Origin of the sequence: Paenibacillus sp. HB172176 (assembly GCF_011947265.1) — a bacterium.
Lineage (GTDB): Bacteria > Bacillota > Bacilli > Paenibacillales > Paenibacillaceae > Pristimantibacillus.
This window is the reverse complement of the sequence record NZ_JAATHD010000026.1, coordinates 68432-86171: the sequence shown is the minus strand read 5'-3', so window position 1 is coordinate 86171 and position 17740 is coordinate 68432. Positions and strand designations below refer to the sequence as shown.

15 protein-coding genes and 1 tRNA gene are annotated in these 17740 nt (G+C 48.5%); 11 read left to right on the top strand and 5 right to left on the bottom strand.

The genetic code is table 11. The annotated features are described in order from the left end of the window. Nucleotides 1-333 precede the first annotated feature (333 nt). From HFP08_RS24415 to HFP08_RS24405, 3 genes are all read left to right on the top strand, one after another. A complete protein-coding gene (locus tag HFP08_RS24415) occupies nt 334-660 on the top strand; it encodes a hypothetical protein (protein ID WP_168123240.1) in 327 nt (108 codons plus the stop codon). Between the two features lie 329 nt (nt 661-989). Beyond that, on the top strand, nt 990-1274 hold the full coding sequence (locus HFP08_RS24410) for a hypothetical protein (protein WP_168123239.1): 285 nt from the start codon (nt 990-992) through the stop codon (nt 1272-1274). Beyond that, a complete protein-coding gene (locus HFP08_RS24405; RefSeq protein WP_168123238.1) occupies nt 1271-1708 on the top strand; it encodes a hypothetical protein in 438 nt (145 codons plus the stop codon). The genes HFP08_RS24410 and HFP08_RS24405 overlap by 4 nt, the downstream gene beginning before the upstream one ends. A 492-nt stretch (nt 1709-2200) precedes the next feature. On the opposite strand, the gene HFP08_RS24400 is transcribed toward HFP08_RS24405, so the two are convergent. Continuing rightward, nucleotides 2201-2274: transfer RNA gene (locus tag HFP08_RS24400), tRNA-Pro, on the bottom strand. 129 nt (nt 2275-2403) lie between these two features. Between HFP08_RS24400 and dgoD the strand changes: the two genes are divergently transcribed. Continuing rightward, on the top strand, nt 2404-3552 hold the full coding sequence (gene dgoD, locus HFP08_RS24395) for a galactonate dehydratase (protein WP_168123237.1): 1149 nt from the start codon (nt 2404-2406) through the stop codon (nt 3550-3552). Between the two features lie 127 nt (nt 3553-3679). Here dgoD and HFP08_RS24390 read toward each other — a convergent pair whose 3' ends face one another. Next, the gene (locus HFP08_RS24390; RefSeq protein WP_168123236.1) at nt 3680-5548 is read right to left on the bottom strand and encodes an RICIN domain-containing protein; all 1869 of its coding nucleotides are present in this window, start codon (nt 5546-5548) and stop codon (nt 3680-3682) included. Between the two features lie 325 nt (nt 5549-5873). Here HFP08_RS24390 and HFP08_RS24385 point away from each other — a divergent pair, with 325 nt between their 5' ends. After that, the gene (locus tag HFP08_RS24385; RefSeq protein ID WP_168123235.1) at nt 5874-6218 is read left to right on the top strand and encodes a YojF family protein; all 345 of its coding nucleotides are present in this window, start codon (nt 5874-5876) and stop codon (nt 6216-6218) included. 28 nt (nt 6219-6246) lie between these two features. Beyond that, nucleotides 6247-6897, top strand: a complete 651-nt coding sequence (bshB2, locus tag HFP08_RS24380) for a bacillithiol biosynthesis deacetylase BshB2 (protein WP_168123234.1) — start codon at nt 6247-6249, stop codon at nt 6895-6897. 133 nt (nt 6898-7030) lie between these two features. On the opposite strand, the gene HFP08_RS24375 is transcribed toward bshB2, so the two are convergent. Then, entirely contained in the window at nt 7031-8626 is a 1596-nt protein-coding gene (locus HFP08_RS24375; RefSeq protein WP_168123233.1) for a histidine kinase N-terminal 7TM domain-containing diguanylate cyclase, read from the bottom strand. A 430-nt stretch (nt 8627-9056) separates the two neighbouring features. Between HFP08_RS24375 and HFP08_RS24370 the strand changes: the two genes are divergently transcribed. From HFP08_RS24370 to htpG, 4 genes are all read left to right on the top strand, one after another. Further along, the gene (locus HFP08_RS24370) at nt 9057-11276 is read left to right on the top strand and encodes an EAL domain-containing protein (RefSeq protein ID WP_240941829.1); all 2220 of its coding nucleotides are present in this window, start codon (nt 9057-9059) and stop codon (nt 11274-11276) included. A 31-nt stretch (nt 11277-11307) separates the two neighbouring features. Further along, nucleotides 11308-12951, top strand: a complete 1644-nt coding sequence (locus HFP08_RS24365; protein ID WP_168123231.1) for a thiamine pyrophosphate-binding protein — start codon at nt 11308-11310, stop codon at nt 12949-12951. 42 nt (nt 12952-12993) lie between these two features. After that, complete coding sequence (locus tag HFP08_RS24360) at nt 12994-13377, top strand: carboxymuconolactone decarboxylase family protein (RefSeq protein WP_168123230.1); 384 nt, start codon at nt 12994-12996, stop codon at nt 13375-13377. Nucleotides 13378-13626: 249 nt separating this feature from the next. Continuing rightward, on the top strand, nt 13627-15507 hold the full coding sequence (gene htpG / locus HFP08_RS24355; protein WP_168123229.1) for a molecular chaperone HtpG: 1881 nt from the start codon (nt 13627-13629) through the stop codon (nt 15505-15507). Here the strand turns inward: htpG and HFP08_RS29785 are convergent. Both HFP08_RS29785 and clpP read right to left on the bottom strand, forming a co-directional pair. Then, nucleotides 15497-15817: a hypothetical protein gene (locus HFP08_RS29785; RefSeq protein ID WP_481856606.1), complete on the bottom strand. Its 321-nt coding sequence runs from the start codon at nt 15815-15817 to the stop codon at nt 15497-15499. The genes htpG and HFP08_RS29785 overlap by 11 nt on opposite strands. Nucleotides 15818-16177: 360 nt before the next feature. Next, nucleotides 16178-16762, bottom strand: coding sequence for an ATP-dependent Clp endopeptidase proteolytic subunit ClpP (gene clpP, locus HFP08_RS24345; protein WP_168123228.1), 585 nt, complete (start codon nt 16760-16762; stop codon nt 16178-16180). A gap of 154 nt (nt 16763-16916) precedes the next feature. Between clpP and HFP08_RS24340 the strand changes: the two genes are divergently transcribed. Further along, on the top strand, nt 16917-17675 hold the full coding sequence (locus tag HFP08_RS24340) for an RNA polymerase sigma factor (RefSeq protein ID WP_168123227.1): 759 nt from the start codon (nt 16917-16919) through the stop codon (nt 17673-17675). Nucleotides 17676-17740 lie beyond the last annotated feature (65 nt).

Sequence of the window (17740 nt, the reverse complement as noted above, 5' to 3'; positions counted from 1 at the left end):
CCTTGCTGCGATTCAGAGTCTGTGCAATCTCCGTGACAAGCTTCCCTTTGAGATGTAAGTACACGGTTTGATAACGTTCATACATGCGGCGTTTTTTTTCTTGCTTCATGGCTTGTGTAACTTCTTCTAACGATTTGTTCTGTTCCATCTGTATCCCAACCTGTCCGAATAAGTTTCCTTACTTATTCGACAAGCAGGTCGCAATTTCCTTACCATAGTTTTCTAATACTTTAGTTCAACTTATATAGTTATGTGCCGATCTTTTTCATTACGACTTCGGTTATTGTTCTAATTGCTTTCATGGCCATTAGCGAAATGAATCGGGAAGCAGTCGTGAGGTCCAATGAAGTATCCGTGCAACAAGCAGCAGCTACCATCGATAACGCTCTTAGAGCAATTGATTTTTATATCATTAAGGAGATTCAGAGCTCCCCGGAAATTTCCAATTTTTTCGACAGAAGTCAGCGTGACAACACGTATAAATCAGTTTTCGAGCCTTCAGAATTCATTCGAGACCTGGGACAGAATGAATCATTAATTGATTCGATTTATTTCTATCGAGCAGATGACGGAATGATTTTAACGCTAAAAGGCATGTTTACGATTGACGATTTTGGCGATAAAGCATTTATTGAGGATATGCTTGCCAGGCCTGGCTAAGGAGCTTGAAGGAAAGTTAAAGGATTCGATTAAAAGTACAAATGTCGCCATCTTATAATATAGAGCCTGATCAACTCTATAAAAGCTTGTGTTGCTGATTATATCACATTATTTCCTCTTAATGATCGAGCCCCCATCCTTCTGGAAGGGGGCTTCTTTAATTTTTAGTAAGCTGGCTTTCACATTAAAAATAAAAATTGAAAAATCGTGTAAATAGGACAATGAGACCACTGAACAAATATTTTTCTCGTTCCGACATAGTTCGACATACCTATTTCGACATTTGTGCTAACATAGCAAATGACAATTTGAATAGGGGGAATGTTGAGATGCTAAGAAATTTAAGTGTGACTTTCTATGTTGCTTCTGCAGTACTAGTAGTAACAGGTTTTATTGTAATGTTTACTTATGGAGATTATGATCCAGATGATATTTTTAATGATGGGAGCACTTTTGGTCATGTAGTAGGTGGAGATGCCTATAATTATATTATTATTGGAGTGCGAGGATTAGGATTTATAATGACAGGAGTAATAAGTTCAATTATCGCATCTTCATTATTGATTTACTCTAAAATTAATGTAAATTTTAAAGTTGAGCAGGTGGAGTCATGAGCAAAAAATCATCTATTTTAATTTTGATACTTATTTTCTCTCTAATATTAAATGCTTGTGGTGAGAAAGATAAATTGGTTGAATTAAATTCTAAAATTGATCAATTAGGTGATAAGCAAGATGCGAAATATTTAAAGGAACTTGTCCAAAATATAAATTATTACGACAAGCTAATACTTCAAGGAATAGATAGCCGTAAAGTGGAACTTGATAGTGATGTCTCTGCACAGGCAAAAGTCGAATTGGCTTTACTTACATTTGGATTCCTGGTTCTGGATAGAGATATAGCAAAAGCTAAATTATCCTTATTAAAAAATGAAATTAATGAGAAAGAATTCAAAGGGAAAATGGAAACAATTAAAACAGAGTATAAAAAAGATAGGGTAAAATATATGACAATGATCGAAGACTATATTAGTAAATTAAATGAATGAGATTAATTTCAATTAACTTCACAACCGCCATCAACGGCGGTTTTTCTTTACCCAATTCAGCGGAGTGACTGCAGAATAGAATCGATTAGCTTGAACGAAAGATGAGGCAGCTACCTTCCTCGGATGGAAGACACTAAAGGTAAGCGTCTAACAAGAAAGTGTATTTCAAAGCAGTTTGACAGTGCTGCAAATATTGTTTTATCTGAATATTGGCAACTTCCTAAACGTTTAGAATTTCCTGTGAAACGCAAAACTGGTGGAGTTCAGCAATTGTTCGTGTATATCTATGAATAGTGTGTTTAGACAGATTGCCCAATTTTCGATGATCCATCAACATTTTAATGCTCCATTTCAACAACAAAAAGACCACTCCTCACATGAAGGTTAGTTCCATGTGTGTAAGGGTCTCGCTCAATGAAAAAGTTTCCAGCATAGACTCTAAAACTTTTTATCAGTTCAAAAGCGCCGTAAAACTAACTTTGATAAGAAAAATCGGAGTAACTGGATTCGAACCAGCGACCTCACCCACCCCAAGGGTGCGCGCTACCAGGCTGCGCCATACCCCGACATTCATCAAGCAAATGTTTCCTAGAAAGCGTTTCCTCATTTCTTAAAAAGAATTATACTATAGACGTGTGTATTCTCGCAATAGATGTCGGGAGCAAGTCAAAGAAAAGACAAGGGAGAGAAGGCTATTGAAGATTGCAAGCTTTGAGACCTTTATCGTGCCGCCTCGTTGGTTGTTCTTGAAAATTGTAACGGATGAAGGCATTGTCGGATGGGGTGAGCCCGTCGTGGAGGGAAAAGCCGAGACGGTGAGAACCGCTGTTTCGGAGTTGATGGATAACTTGATCGGCAAGGATCCGTTGCGCATCGAGGATCATTGGCAAGTCATGTACAGGGCCAGCTTCTATCGCGGAGGCCCCATCTTGATGAGCGCCATCTCGGGCATCGATCAAGCGTTGTGGGATATTAAAGGCAAATATTATAACGCGCCAATCTATCAATTACTTGGAGGAGCTTGCCGGGATTCGATGAAGATCTATTCCTGGGTAGGCGGCGATCGACCGAGCGATGTCGGCATGGATGCGCTTAGCAAGAAGGAAGCGGGATTTGCCGCTGTCAAGATGAACGCGACCGAGGAATTGCAATATATCGATTCCTACGAAAAAATCGACAGCGTGCTCGAGCGTGTCGCAGCGGTTCGCGAAGCTTGCGGCTCCCATTTCGGGATCGGCATCGACTTCCACGGACGGGTCCATAAGCCAATGGCGAAGGTACTGGCCAAGGAGCTTGAGCCCTACCGTCTGATGTTTATCGAGGAGCCGGTGCTGTCGGAGCATATTGAGGCGCTTAGGGATATTGCGGCGCATACCGCAACGCCGATCGCGATGGGTGAGCGGATGTTCTCGCGCTGGGATTTCAAGACGCTGCTGCAGGAGGGCTATGCGGATATTATCCAACCGGATCTCTCGCATGCGGGCGGCATCACGGAATGCAAGAAAATCGCTTCCATGGCGGAGGCCTACGACGTGGCGCTGGCTCCGCATTGCCCGCTAGGTCCGATCGCTCTGGCAGCCTGTCTGCAAGTGGACGCAACGTCGTATAATGCCGTTATACAAGAGCAAAGCCTCGGCATTCATTATAATCAAGGCAATGACTTGCTTGACTATATTGTGGATGCTTCCGTATTCGCTTATCGGGACGGCCATGTAACGATTCCGCAAGGTCCCGGTCTCGGCATTGAGATCAATGAGGAGTACGTCAGGAAGATGGCTGAGACAGGTCACCGCTGGAGAAATCCGATCTGGCGTCATTCGGACGGCTCCGTGGCGGAGTGGTAAGACAGAGACAAGTCATCCAACAAGCTTGAGCTAAGCGCAAGGAACGAATGAACAAGGCTCTCCGAAAGGTCATTGGCGGCCTCCCGGAGAGCCTTGTTCACATTTACTATCCTGTTCTCAAGCTCAGTTACTCTTCGAACACTCTGAATTCCAAGGCACTGGCCCAGCCTCCGGTATAATTGTATGCCCCCGTCACCGTCAGCCGTACATATCTCGCATTGACTGCTGCGAAGCTGTCCGACAATAACGACCCGCCGGTCGTATTCGAAGTGCGATCCACGATTGTCGTATAGCTTGAGCCATTCGTCGACACCTCGATTTTATATTGGTACGCGCGATCCATATAAGGCACCAGCTCCGTTTTGTCGATGGCATAGGTCTGGCCCAGATCGATTCGAACCCACTGCGGGTAATTCTGCGCGGACCACCTGGTTGAAGTTGATCCATCCACGATATGCGACGCCTCGTTGCCGGATTGCTGAGAGGAGTAGGTCACAGCTTTGTTCAAGGCGACATTCGTCTGGACGGTTTGATCGGTCGTTATCTGGAATTCCTGATTATACGACCAATCCGGCGAGCTCTGGACGACGATGGCGTCGCTGCTGGTGGAGGCACTTTCTATTTCCAGCATTTTGCGGCTGTTGCGATTCTCGATGGAGAAATAGCCGTTGCCGTTGTCAATCATATTCCATTCCTGATTCTGCCCTCCGGTCGACGTCCACTGAATGTCATGCGCTTCGTCGGCGGTTGATTCCCCGGATATATCCATATATTTGCCGCTGTCAGCATTGATGATGCTGTAATAGCCGTTGCCCTTGTTCACAAGGCTCCAGCGCTGATAGTCCTGACCGGAATCCGTCTCCTGCACGATGGAAGCGCCGCTTGCCGATTTATCCGTTCCTCCAACCGCCAGAGACTTGCCGCTGTTGCGATTGGTTAGTTCATAATCGGCGCCGGAGGCGAATGCATGATTGGAGCCGGTCACGACGCCTGTCGAGGTATCGATCGACACCTTGTCGTAATAGCTCATGGACAAGGAGGTGCTTGAAGGGAAGGAGAGCGGCAGCCAAATGTATCTCGAATCATTCACCGGTCCGCCCCATGCGCCAGCCCAGCGGTCTCCCATATACAAGTAGGAGGTCGTCGAGGAGCCCTCGATGGGGATGACATACGTGGATTGCGAGTCATAGGTCGTTCCATTGCCGAAATTGCTAAGACCGGACCAGGTGCCTTCAATATCGGTTGCCGTCGCATATTTGGCTTGATTCGGATCCCAGCCGGTCGCGCCGGAGGTGACCAGGAAGTAGACGCTGCCCCGCTTGAACATGGCGGGAGCTTCCCTGTAGGAGCCTGCCCATAACGTCGTTACAAGCGAATCGACACTGAGAAAGTCGGAGCTGAGCTTATAAATATTCATATCGGCGTTCACGCTTGTCGCCGAGATGAGATAGGCCGTGCCGTTGTCGTTGTACACCGTCATGTCGCGGGAATCATAGCCAAGCGGCCGGAAGCTTCCGTGATACGTATAGTTGCCATCGACGGTGCTTGAGGAGGCGACCATGACCTCGGCGTCTCCATAATCGACGCCATTCTCCTTATGCGCCCACAGCACATATTTCCCCGTTGAGCTGTTATAGATAATTTTCGGACGTTCGATATTGGACACATTCAGGTCCGAGTCTGAGCTGCTTGTCAGTACGTCGTTCACGAATTCCCAGTTTTTGAGATCGGTGGAGCGGTACATGGACACCGCCTTGAAGGTCCAATCGGGATTCCGATTCTCTCCATACATATAGTAGTAGCTTCCAACCTTGATCATACCCGCTCCATGTGCTTGAATCAGGTCATCCGAGCTGTCGAACAGCTGCACCCCGGTTGGAATGGTTACGCTTGCTGCATGGGCGATTCTTGGCGATGACAGGAGTGAGAAGAGGAGCGTGAACAACAGCAAAACGATGTAAGCTTGGCGATTGCGCCAAATTGATAACGCTTCCATGATTATTTTCCTCCTTCGTTTTTTTGGAGCTGCGTTTGACTTGGCTACTGCCTCCTTCTTGTATAAATTGTAATCGTACAACCTTATCTTAAAAGGGATGAAGCAGGAAATGTAGTGAACAATGCCCGCATTGCTGCACTAATCCCATCTCGCGAATTGTCTTATTCGCAACTTTGTGAAAGATCGGCGCATATTTGAAAAGAATTCAGAATGATTCTAATGCCGGCCTGGGAGAGAGTCGACGCGGGGAAGGAGGCAAGTTGTTGAATACGGCAATCCTGTGCGATAATAGAAGCTGATCAATGAACAGACGAGGAGGTATCCTATGCAGCCGATTCATATTAAGGAAACGCAAGATAGATTGGACAGCTTCAAGAATGAGGAGTTATACATTCATCTGGAAATGACGACGGGAGCGTACGCGGCCCATCACGACAGCACGAAGCATCCCGCGGCGACATTCATTACGAATGCGAGGATTCGCTATTCCGAAGGCTCGATCGCCGGGAACGGTCCATTCAGAGTTGGCCTCAAGATGGAGCAGGGCTGGGTCTATTGCGAAGGTCTGACTCATATGGAAGAGACGGAGCAGGAGAGAATCATAATGGCGGGACATGATCGGGACGGCAAGCTTGTGGTTGCTCTGCAGCTCAGCAAGCTGCCATTCTAAACGCCAGAACGAAGGGAATGAGCATGTAATGGATCAGAAAATATTAGTCATACTGCCTCATCCGGACGATGAAGCATTCGGCATTTCAGGCATATTGGCCAAGTCTATCGCGGAAGGCGCGCATGTTACTTATGCCTGCCTGACCTTGGGCGAGATGGGGCGCAACATGGGCGTGCCGCCTTTTGCTAACCGCATCACCCTTCCTGAAATTCGGAAGAAAGAGCTGGAGGAATCTTGCAGAATTATCGGCATACAAGATCTTCGGCTGCTCGGCTTTCATGATAAAACAATCGAATTCGAGGATCAGGAGCTGCTGGACGAGAAAATTAATTCTTTGATCGAGGAAATTGAGCCAAGCCTGATTATTACCTTCTATCCTGGCTACAGCGTGCATCCCGACCATGATGCGACAGGAGAGGCGGTCGTTCGCACAGTAGGCAGACTGCCGAGGTCGAAGAGGCCTCCCGTACATTGCATCGCTTTTGCGAAGGATCATGAAGCGGCGATTGGGAAGCCGACAATCCTCTATGATGTAGCGGATTATTTGGAGCAGAAGATTGGCTCGATTCGCGCGCATCGCTCCCAGTTTCAGGTGCCTGGGTTGTCTGAAGCAGGCATTTCCAAGGAACTGAAGGAGCGTTTTGGAGTGGAACGGTTCTGGGTCTATCCCTTCTCATAAGCTTAATGCCATCACGGGCGCTCGCAATCGATGCGAGCCCCTTTTTTGTACACTGCGTTCCAGATCCCTCCGAATCTGGAGGGAGGAAGTCAATTGCTGGTATACGCGCAAGAATGACAGTCGGCTTTCGGCTTCAAGGGGAAGGAGGCGGATTCCATGAGTGTATGGAAGTATGAGCGTATAATTTGACTTGATTTCTCCCGGAGCGCTTCGCCTCGTATAGAGCCGCATCGGCATGACGCAGCAAGCTCTCGAGCGTTTCCCCTTCGCTTGAGGCTGCCGCAACGCCGAAGCTGGCCGTTACAGTCAATGGGCCGTTCAGCGGAGACTGGAAAGGATTCGACGCCAAAGTACATCTTATGCGTTCGGCGAGCTTAGCCGCCTCTGACAAAGTCGCGGTCTCCAGCGCAATAATGAATTCTTCGCCGCCGTAACGGGCGAACAGCATAGATTCCTCCAGTATGGACTGACAGAGCTTGACCGCATGCAGCAGCACGGCGTCCCCGGTCTCATGTCCATAGGTATCGTTGAATTGCTTGAAATGATCGATGTCGAACAGCGCGGCCGCTATCGTGCTGTTTTTTGGGTTATATTTCGATTTCTCTAGCATCGCCTTGCATCGAATGATGAATTGAGCGCGATTCAAGATGCCGGTCAGGCCATCGTAATAGGCCATTCGGGTAAGCTGCTCCTGCAGCCTCTTCTGCTCGGTTACATCGATGAACATAAGCAAGTCGCCGGCGTGCTCGCCTCTTCTTCCGCGAACCTTCGAAAGTCTAAGCTGGTAGACGGATTTCTTCATGCCGTGTCCGTAATAGATCTCGACCGGACTGTCTTCCGTCAGCAGCAAATCGGGTATTGCGCTGCCGGTAAGCTCCTTCCATACCCCGCCGATTTCCCTTCCAAACAGCGTTTTTCTAAGCGTGGGAAGCATGGCTTTGGCCGCGCGGTTATAGTCAATCAGCTTCTGCGTCGAGTCCAGCACAATAACGCCTTCCCGCATGCTCTCGAAGATACTGTCCTTCGCGATTGGCGCGACAATAAGCATATGCGTGGAGCGAATGGCCCACAGATACAAGGCAGAGGTGATGCAAAGCAGGAATGGAACGGGATCCATCCCCTTCGGAGTGGCGCCCATCAAATAGACGAAAGCCCCAATCATCGGCAGGCATTGTCCGATAAACAGCGTGAAGAGCTGAACGCGATATTCCCTCCGAGTGCCATTCCACTGGGTGAGGAGCAGGATCGCGCTGGCCAGCAGACAGCCGAATGTATAGGCTCCGTGTACAATATACCATTGGCCGATCACGACATCGGCGAGCGGCGTATTGCTGTCATCTCTCAGATAGACAGATTTGTAGAAGAGATGATGATGATCATTCGTCGCGACAAGGACTACGGTGATGCAAGGAATAAGGAACATTGCTCGAGAAAGGAAGGATGAAACAGACCTTCCGATATAACGAAGCACGAGCTTCAGACCGAATACAGGAGCGAAGGCAATGCCGATGTATTCGACGACAGTCCATCTCTTGATCTCATCGAGCGAGCTGCTGGCAAGCTCTAGGGCAAAGGCGAATATATAGACCGATTGCACGGCGGTCAATAAGACAAGAATACGGGATTCCGGAAATTCCCGTCGGCGATAATAAGCATATAGACATAGAAAGATATTTACAACGCCGGAAGTGGCTAGCAACGAAAGGTAGGCAGTTAAATTGGTTTGCAAAATGCAGCACTCCCTGATCAATAGCAATTCCCGATGTCGGGTTTTGCATGATAATGTCGCAGAACTATCGTATCATAGTTAAAACGCGAAGAGCATGCATAAGTTGTGCCCTTCTTCAGCGTTCTTTATTGAGCTCGCGCTATGAGCCTGATTTCATATTCGTAGAAGTGGAAAAAGTTGAAAATACTATTGCGAAATTTCAGGAACAAGTGGCATCTCTTGCCTATTAAAGGGGCTTTTTCTGCAAAAAAGTCTGTTTTTCTTCCTTTTTCCGCAGATTAATGTTGAACGTTATAGCGTACTACAGTAGAATAGAAGGTGAATATAAGGTTTGAAAACTCGTCAGCTAGAACGACTACCTGTGAATAGTCTCTTTTGCTGGCTTTTTTTGATTTTATATGCGGATGAATTGCCAGAAATGAGGGGCATAATGAACAACGAAATGTGGATTCATGAATCGAAAGCCAGATGTGAAACAATGGGGATTGATCCGAGCGCAGTCCCGAGCTTTTCTACGGTGTTCTCCGAGGAAGAACTGAAGAAGAAACGATCTGAATACGAAGAGATTATTTCGGTCATCGATTTCTTCGTTCACCGCATGCTTGAATTGATGAAAGGGCTGCCGCTGCTCATTCTGATCTCGGATGAGAAGGGCTGCATACTCAAGATGGCGGGTGACGAAGCCATTAAGAATATCGTCAGTCAATCCGGCATTCAGGTTGGCCTGGTATTTATGGAAGAAGAAGCGGGAACGAACAGCATTAATCTGGCGCTTGAACATAGAGAGCCATTCCAGCTAATCGGCAAGGATCATTATTATCGATTTCTCGAGATGAGCGCTTGTTACTCTGTGCCATTCCAATATACAGACATCAACAATTTGCTGGGTACAATAACAATTATGACTACCATTGATCAGCATAATCCATTTCTGCTTGCGATGCTGTGCACCGTTGTCGATTCGATTGAGAGAGAGCTTCTGCTGAAGAAGCAGAATAGAAGATTGCATCTTCTGAATCAAGTCGTTATCGAAACAACGCGTAACGGCATCATTATTACGGACAAGGATGGAAAAATTACGGAATACAACCAATTTGCGGAATACATTACGGATTTGAAGAAGCAGGAAGTACTGCACAAATCGATAGCCGAGCTGAAGGTCAGCCATTATATCAACGAAGTGCTTCATCATGGCATTGTGTACGAGGATATGGAGCTAAGCATCAAGCAGCAAAACCAGGATGAGAAGCTCGTGTGTTTGTTCGACGCCTTCCCCATCTATGACGAGAATAAAGTCATTATGGGCGCGTTCGCGCAATTCAGGGACATTACGGAACGATCGAAGGCGGAGAAGCAAATTAATCACTTGGCCTATCATGACGATCTCACCGGTCTGCCGAATCGTCGATTCTTCACACAGCACTTGGCTAAATTGCTGGAGGTTCCGGGAACGGAGCAGAATCCATTCGCCATGATGTTTCTTGATCTCGACAGCTTCAAGAAAATCAATGATAACCTGGGCCATAATAACGGGGATACGCTCTTAAAGCTGGTAGCAAGCCGGCTCAAAAATTGCTGCCGTTCATCGAAGCAAATCGTATCCCGCATGGGAGGAGACGAATTCACGATCCTATTGAAGGAGATCGCTTCGCAAAGCGAGGTATTGCATGTAGCGGAGGAGGTTATTAAAGCGTTCGAAGTACCATTTGAGGTTGATGACTATGAATTCTACATCACCGCAAGCATAGGGATTGCGTTCTATCCTCATGACGGAACGGATGCAGAGACATTGATGAAGCATGCGGATATTGCCATGTATCTCGCCAAGGATTCCGGCAAGAACAATTACGCGATATACAAGGCAGCCAAATCCAGTATCGGCCTGGAGCAGCTGACACTGGAGAGCTCCATCCGCAAAGGCCTGCAAAACAACGAATTTGTTCTTCATTACCAGCCGCAGATTGATGTGGAGACTGGCAATATTATTGGAACAGAGGCGTTAATTCGTTGGAATCATCCTACTCTCGGCATCATCCCGCCCTCAAAGTTCATTCCCATCGCTGAAGAAACCGGCCTCATTGTGCCGATCGGGGAGTGGGTACTGCGAACCGCATGCAAGCAAAACCAGAAATGGATCGAAGAGGGGCATAAGCCTATGAAGATCTCCGTCAATCTCTCAACGAGACAGTTTCTTAAACGTGATTTGGCAGAAATTGTACATTCGATACTCATTGAAACCGGACATGATCCGCGCTTGCTTGAACTGGAGATTACAGAATCCATGACGATGGATGTTGATTTCGCGGTTGAAGTCCTGGGAGCATTGAAAAATCTGGGGATCAAAATTTGCATTGATGATTTCGGAACAGGCTACAGCAATCTCTACTACATGAAGCTCTTCTCAATTGATCGCTTGAAGATCGACCAATCCTTCATACGGGATATTATGACGGATGTCATCGACGCAGATATCGTTTCGACGATTATCGCGATGGCTTACAACCTGGGTATTGACGTCATTGCAGAGGGTGTTGAGACGGAAGATCAGCTCAATTATTTGAAGCGCCTGAAATGTCGCGAGGTGCAAGGTTATTTCTATCACAAGCCCATGCCTGCGGATCAGTTGGATCAATTACTTTTGGACCATTAGTTGAAATCAAAGATCATGATGAGGAGATATGATGAGAAAAAAAGTATATTCCATAATTGTAGAGCATTTACGAAATTGGGGCGTCACTCATGTATTCGGAATACCAGGCAAATCGATATCGCCATTGATGCTGGAGCTTGAAACGCAAGAGATTGAATATGTGCTGGGCAGACATGAGAACGGCTGCGGCTTCGAGGCAACCGGTTATGCGCTTGGCAGCAAGACGCTCGGAGTGGCGATCGGAACCTCGGGCCCGGGCGGCACCAACATGATTACGGCAGCAGGACAGGCAAGGGAGTTTCAATTGCCAGTGCTGTTCATCACCGGACAGCCTTCCATGGTGGACACGGGCAGAGCGTTGAGTCAGGATTCAAGTCAATTCGGGACGGATCTTGTGAAGATGTTCGAGCCGGTTACTCTGTTCAGCGCCAGGGTTGAGCGCGGGGAATTGCTTCCCTTATATTTGCGGCATGCGATTGAAAAAGCGTATACGGGGGAGAAGGGCCCGGTTCATCTCTGCCTGCCATTCGATGTGCTCATGGAAGAGATTGAAGAATTTCATATTCCATTGCCGACCTATGCAACCAAGCTTGTGAGCGAAGACGTCTCCCATGCGGTCAAGCTTCTGGATGAAGCGAAGCGTCCGGTATTCTTCCTGGGGAAAGGCGCGATCATGAATGAGACCTATGAGGAGCTGCGAGTGATTGCCGAGCATTGGCGAATTCCGATCGTCACGGCGCCCGGGGGCAAGGGAGCCTTCCCGACGAATCATCCGCTTAATCTGGGCGGTTACGGGCTTGGAAGCTCCAAGCATGCCATGGAGTACATACGATCGGGCGTTGATCTCATGATTGTTGTCGGAAGCAAGCTGTGCGATATGTCCTTGTCGGGCTTTACGGACGAGATGAAGCCGAAGGCGATGCTGCAATTCGAATATGATCTTACGTTTGCGGGGAAATCGGTGCAGGTGCCGACTTCCATTGTTCTGGGCGATATGAAAGCCAATTTGAAGCGCGTCATCGAAGCGGCCGGCGCAAAGCCAAGAGAGCAGGAGTATGAGCTGCTTCCCATCCCGGGATTCGAAGCGACTGCGGATTCGGAGCAACCGCTCAGTGCGGGCGATGCGTTCAAAGCGTTGCGCTCGGCATTGCCGGATAATGCGTGGTTCTTCGGAGATGCGGGAAGCCATTCCTTCCATGCCGTTCAGAATCTCGATATTGTGGAGGCGGAGAGCTTCTATTTCGACGAAGTGTTCATTGCGATGGGGGCTGCGATAGGTTGCTCGATTGGAGCGAAGATTGCCTGTCCGGATCGACCGATTGTATGCATTACGGGCGATGGCTGCATGCTGATGCATGGCACGGAGATCTCGACAGCCGTGAACCATGGCGCGCCGGTTATCTTCTTCGTACTGAATAATGGAAGATTGGATATGGTGGACAAAGGCATGTCCTATAATACGGGGCGTTCGGTTGGAGCCGTGTATGAATATCCGCTGAATGTCAGTCAATTCGCCGGCTCTATGGGAGCGGCAGCGCATCGATGCCATCATACCTTGGATATTATTAACGCCGTACAAACCGCACTTCAATCGAAGGTGGCGACTGTGATTGAGGTCATGGTCGATCCTGAAGAAATACCGCCGATTCTAACCCGATTATTAAGCATGGACTAATTGGATAGATAATAACTGATTCGCATCAAGGAGGTCATACATATGGATTCTAAGGCTTACGAGAAAGGCATAGAAACGCTTAACAAGATGGTGAGTCCGGATATTCTGGAGCAGACGGTTGAAGGCGTGAAGAAATTCAATCCGGATCTGGCCAAGCTTATTGTCGAATTCCCATTTGGTTCGATCTACTCACGTCCGGGATTGAATCTCAAGCAGCGTTCGCTCATGACCATTGCATCGTTGGTGACGCAGGGAGCGGAGGGGCAACTGGACTTCCACATTCATGCCGCTCTGAACGCGGGACTTACTCCGAACGAGGTTGTTGAAGCGATTATGCATTGCTTGCCGTACGCGGGCTTCCCCAAGGCGCTTGGCGCGCTTGGCGTCGTAAGGCGAGTATTCGAGGAACGCAGTATTTCGGTATAGTGTTTTCACAGGAAGGAGCCGTGGCGGCATGCTGCTTAGGCTCCTTCTTCTATATCGCATAAAGAACAAGTGAAGAGAACGGATTATTCTGGAGAAGCGATAACGATTTCTGGCAGATTGGCATAGAAGAGTTGACAGCAAATTTGCCAATATGGTATATAAAAAGAAGTATTAGCACTCAGACATAATGAGTGCTAAAATAAAGTGAGTGAAACATCGCATTTCAATTTGAGAGGAGATTTTTTATTCATGGCAAAAAAGCAATTTAAAGCGGAATCGAAACGTTTGCTGGAGATGATGATCAACTCCATCTATACGCAGAAGGAAATTTTCCTGAGAGAGCTGATCTCGAACGCTAGCGACGCGATCGACAAGATTTATTACAAGGCATTGTCGGATGATTCTCTCGTATTCAACAAAGAGGATTATTATATTAAAGTAACCGCGGATAAAGCGAATCGTGTCTTGACCATTGCCGACACCGGTATCGGCATGTCGCAGGAAGAGCTTGAGAACAATCTCGGCGTTATCGCGAAGAGCGGCTCACTCGCGTTCAAGAAGGACAATGAAGCGAAGGACGGCCATAATATTATCGGTCAATTCGGCGTCGGCTTCTATTCCGCGTTCATGGTGGCGGATGAAGTGACGGTAACGACGCGCGCGCTGGGCAGCGAAGAGGCTTATCGTTGGGTATCCGAAGGCGCGGACGGATATTCGATTACGACGGCGGAGAAGGAAACCGTCGGTACGGAAATCGTGCTCAAGATCAAGGAGAATACGGAAGACGAGCAATACGACGAGTTCCTGGAGGAATATCGTCTGAAGGCGCTCGTGAAGAAATATTCCGATTTCATCCGTTATCCGATCAAGATGGATATGAAGAGCCAGCGTCCGGTTGAAGGCAGCGAGGACGAGCTCGAGGATGTCGTGGAGGAACAAACGGTCAACTCGATGGTGCCGATCTGGCGCCGCAACAAGAACGAGCTGACGGAGGAGGATTATAACGCCTTCTATATGGACAAGCGTTACGGCTTCGACAAGCCGCTCAAGCATGTTCATATTAGCGCAGACGGCGCCGTCGTCTACAACGCGATTCTGTTCATTCCGGAGAATACGCCGTTCGATTATTATACGAAGGAATACGAGAAGGGGCTGGAGCTCTATTCCAACGGCGTGCTGATCATGGAAAAATGCGGCGACCTGCTGCCGGATTACTTCAGCTTCGTGAAAGGCATGGTCGATTCGGAGGATCTGTCTCTGAATATCTCCAGAGAGCTGTTGCAGCATGACCGGCAGCTCAAGCTGATTGCGAAGAATATCAAGAATAAGATCAAGAGCTTGCTGCAAGGCATGATGAAGGACGAGCGCGAGCAATATGAGAAGTTCTATGGGGCGTTCGGCCGCCAGCTGAAATTCGGCGTCTATAATGAATACGGCATGCACAAGGGAGATCTGCAGGACCTGTTGCTCTTCACCTCCTCCAAGGAGAAGAAGCAAGTCAGCCTGGACGAATATGTATCCCGTATGCCTGAGGATCAGAAGTTCATCTATTATGCAACAGGCAGCTCGGTGGAGCGCATTGAGCGGTTGCCGCAGATCGAGCTCGTATCCGATAAAGGCTACGAAATTCTGTATCTGACCGACGATATCGACGAGTTTGCTATCAAGATGATCGCGAATTACAAGGAGAAGGAATTTAAATCCGTTTCCAGCGGCGATCTTGGCATCGAAGAGGATGAGAAGGATAAGCCGACCGAAGCGGAAGAGAACGAGAACAAGGAGCTGCTCGAGGGCATGGGCGCGCTGCTTGAGGGCAAGGTGAAGGCGGTCAAGGCATCGAAGCGTCTGAAGAGCCACCCTGTATGTCTGTCCGCGGAAGGCGAGCTTTCCATCGAGATGGAGAAGATTCTCGCGATGATGCCGGACAATAACAACGTGAAGGCCGACAAGGTGCTGGAGATCAACGTTAACCACGATGTGTTCCAATCCTTGAAGGCGGCATTCGGCTCGGACAAGGAGAAGTTCAATCTCTATACGCAGCTGCTGTACAACCAAGCGTTGCTGATTGAAGGCCTGACGATCCAGGATCCGGTTGAATTCACGAATGATATTTGCAAGGTTATGGTGTAGGGAAGCAGCGAGAAACCGAGAAAGGGATAAGGCTCAGCGTCTGAGTTCTCGTTCGTTGCAATAAGCAGAAAGTCTGGCTGTCCGCTATCGCAGCATGTGTGCGAGGCGGACAGCTTTTTTGTTTGTTACAGGCTGCCTGCAACCTGTCAACGAACCAACGAACCAACGAACGAGCCACCAACGAGCCACCAACGAGCCAACCAACGAACCAACCAACGAAATAATCAACGAACCAAAACGAGCCAACCAACGAGCCAACCAACGAGCCAACCAACGAGCCAACCAACGAGCCAACCAACGAGCCAACCAACGAGCCAACCAACGAAACAACCTACTTGCCTAGCTGCCTTATTTCGTTTCGCTTATGCCGCTGCATCTATTGGAATTTCTCCATCATATTACGAAAGAAATGCCTTGATAGTGAGATATGATGGAAAAACTCCCGCTTATTTCATGTATGAGTGACCCTGGACGGGATTACGGCAGAATAAGCAGGAGGATTTCCAGTACATTATTGAATTTCGTCGTTTTTTGTGAAATGAACTGGAGTTTTTCCAGCATAAGCGCAGCAAGATGCAGTGCAAGTTGTGTAAAGTCGCGCAGAGTGCAAGAAGCCGTGCAAGTTGTGTTAGGTCGCGCGGGAATGCACTTGCGTGTCGTACTGCTGCGTTTACAGCTTCGTAATCACTTTATCTATTACGCCGTAAGCGAGCGCTTCCTCGGCCGACATATAATAGTCGCGATCCATGTCCTTCTCAACGCGCTCAAGCGGTTGTCCGGTGCGGTCGGCCGTAATTTGATTCAGTTTCGCTCTCGATTTGAGAATTTGCTGCGCGTTGATCGCGATGTCGCTTGCCTGCCCTCTTACGCCGCCATGGGGCTGATGAATCATAATTTCGCTGTTCGGCAACGCGTAGCGTTTGCCCTTCTCGCCGGCGAGCAATAATATGGCACCGAAGGAGGCGGCGAAGCCCGTGCAAATCGTCGTAATTTGCGGATTGACATATTGCATGGTGTCATAGATGGCGAGTCCCGCAGTGACAGATCCTCCAGGACTGTTAATATACATATGAATATCCTTCTCCGAATCGTCCGCAGTCAGAAACAAGAGCTGGGCGATAACGCTGTTCGCGACGACGTCATTGATCTCCGAGCCAATGAAGACGATGCGATCCTTCAATAATCGCGAATAAATGTCATACGATCTTTCGCCGCGATTGGTTTGCTCGACAACATAAGGAACTGGAATGTTCATTGGAAATCCCTCCATAAAGGTTTGATTTGTGTTACGCTAGGTAAACGAAGTCGATGCGTCTGAGGATACGCGAATAGAGCAATTGAAAAATAGTTTGAAGCGCGTATCTTTCTGGGGGAGCTATTCGTTTCCTTTATTAAGGGGGTGTTGCGAATTGAATGAATGGATGTTGAAGGAGAGCATGCTGGACTTGAGAAATCTGCAATTGTCATTGCTGCGCTATTGCCTGAGTTTAACGGGCTCTAATTGGGATGCGGAGGACTTGGCGCAAGAAGCTTGGGCCAAGGGGCTTCGTAAGCTTGGGGTGCAGGGGCATGCGAATCCGGAGGCCTTCTTGCTTCGCATCGCGAAGAATAGCTGGATCGACACTTGCCGAAAAAATGTTGCGCAAAGGCTAAGAAATCATAATCTGCCGATAGCCGATTCCACGACGGAGAGCAGCAGTCTGGAGCTTGACGCTGTATTCGAATTGCTGCTGAAGCATCTCACTCCGCCGCAATGCGCGGTATTCGTCCTTCGCGACGCCATGGGATATACGATTCTGGAAACGGCAGCGCTGCTTGCCGCGAGCGAGGGAGCGGTGAAAGCGGCTCACCACCGGGCGCGAAAAGCGATTCTCAAGGTGCGCGAGGAGTTGTCGTCGAATCAGGGGGCAGCGGAGGCTGCGGTAGACGGGGAGGCGCTTCGGGCAAGTGAAGCATCCACTACTGCATTCGAGAAGGAGCACCGCATGCTGCGAGAGCTCGCTCAGGCTTATGAGGATGGAGATGCGGAGCGATTTGTCGCATTAATGCAGCTTAATCAAGCTTCCGCTATGGCAGTCCGCGCAATTGGCGGCTTTGCAAACCGTACGGTATTCCGTGAAGGCACGGTATTCAACAGCATGACAGGAACGATGAGGATGTCGGCATAGCCTGTGAGAAGGAAGGTTCTTCGCGCATCATCATCGTCATCATCAAATCACTATACAGAACAGGA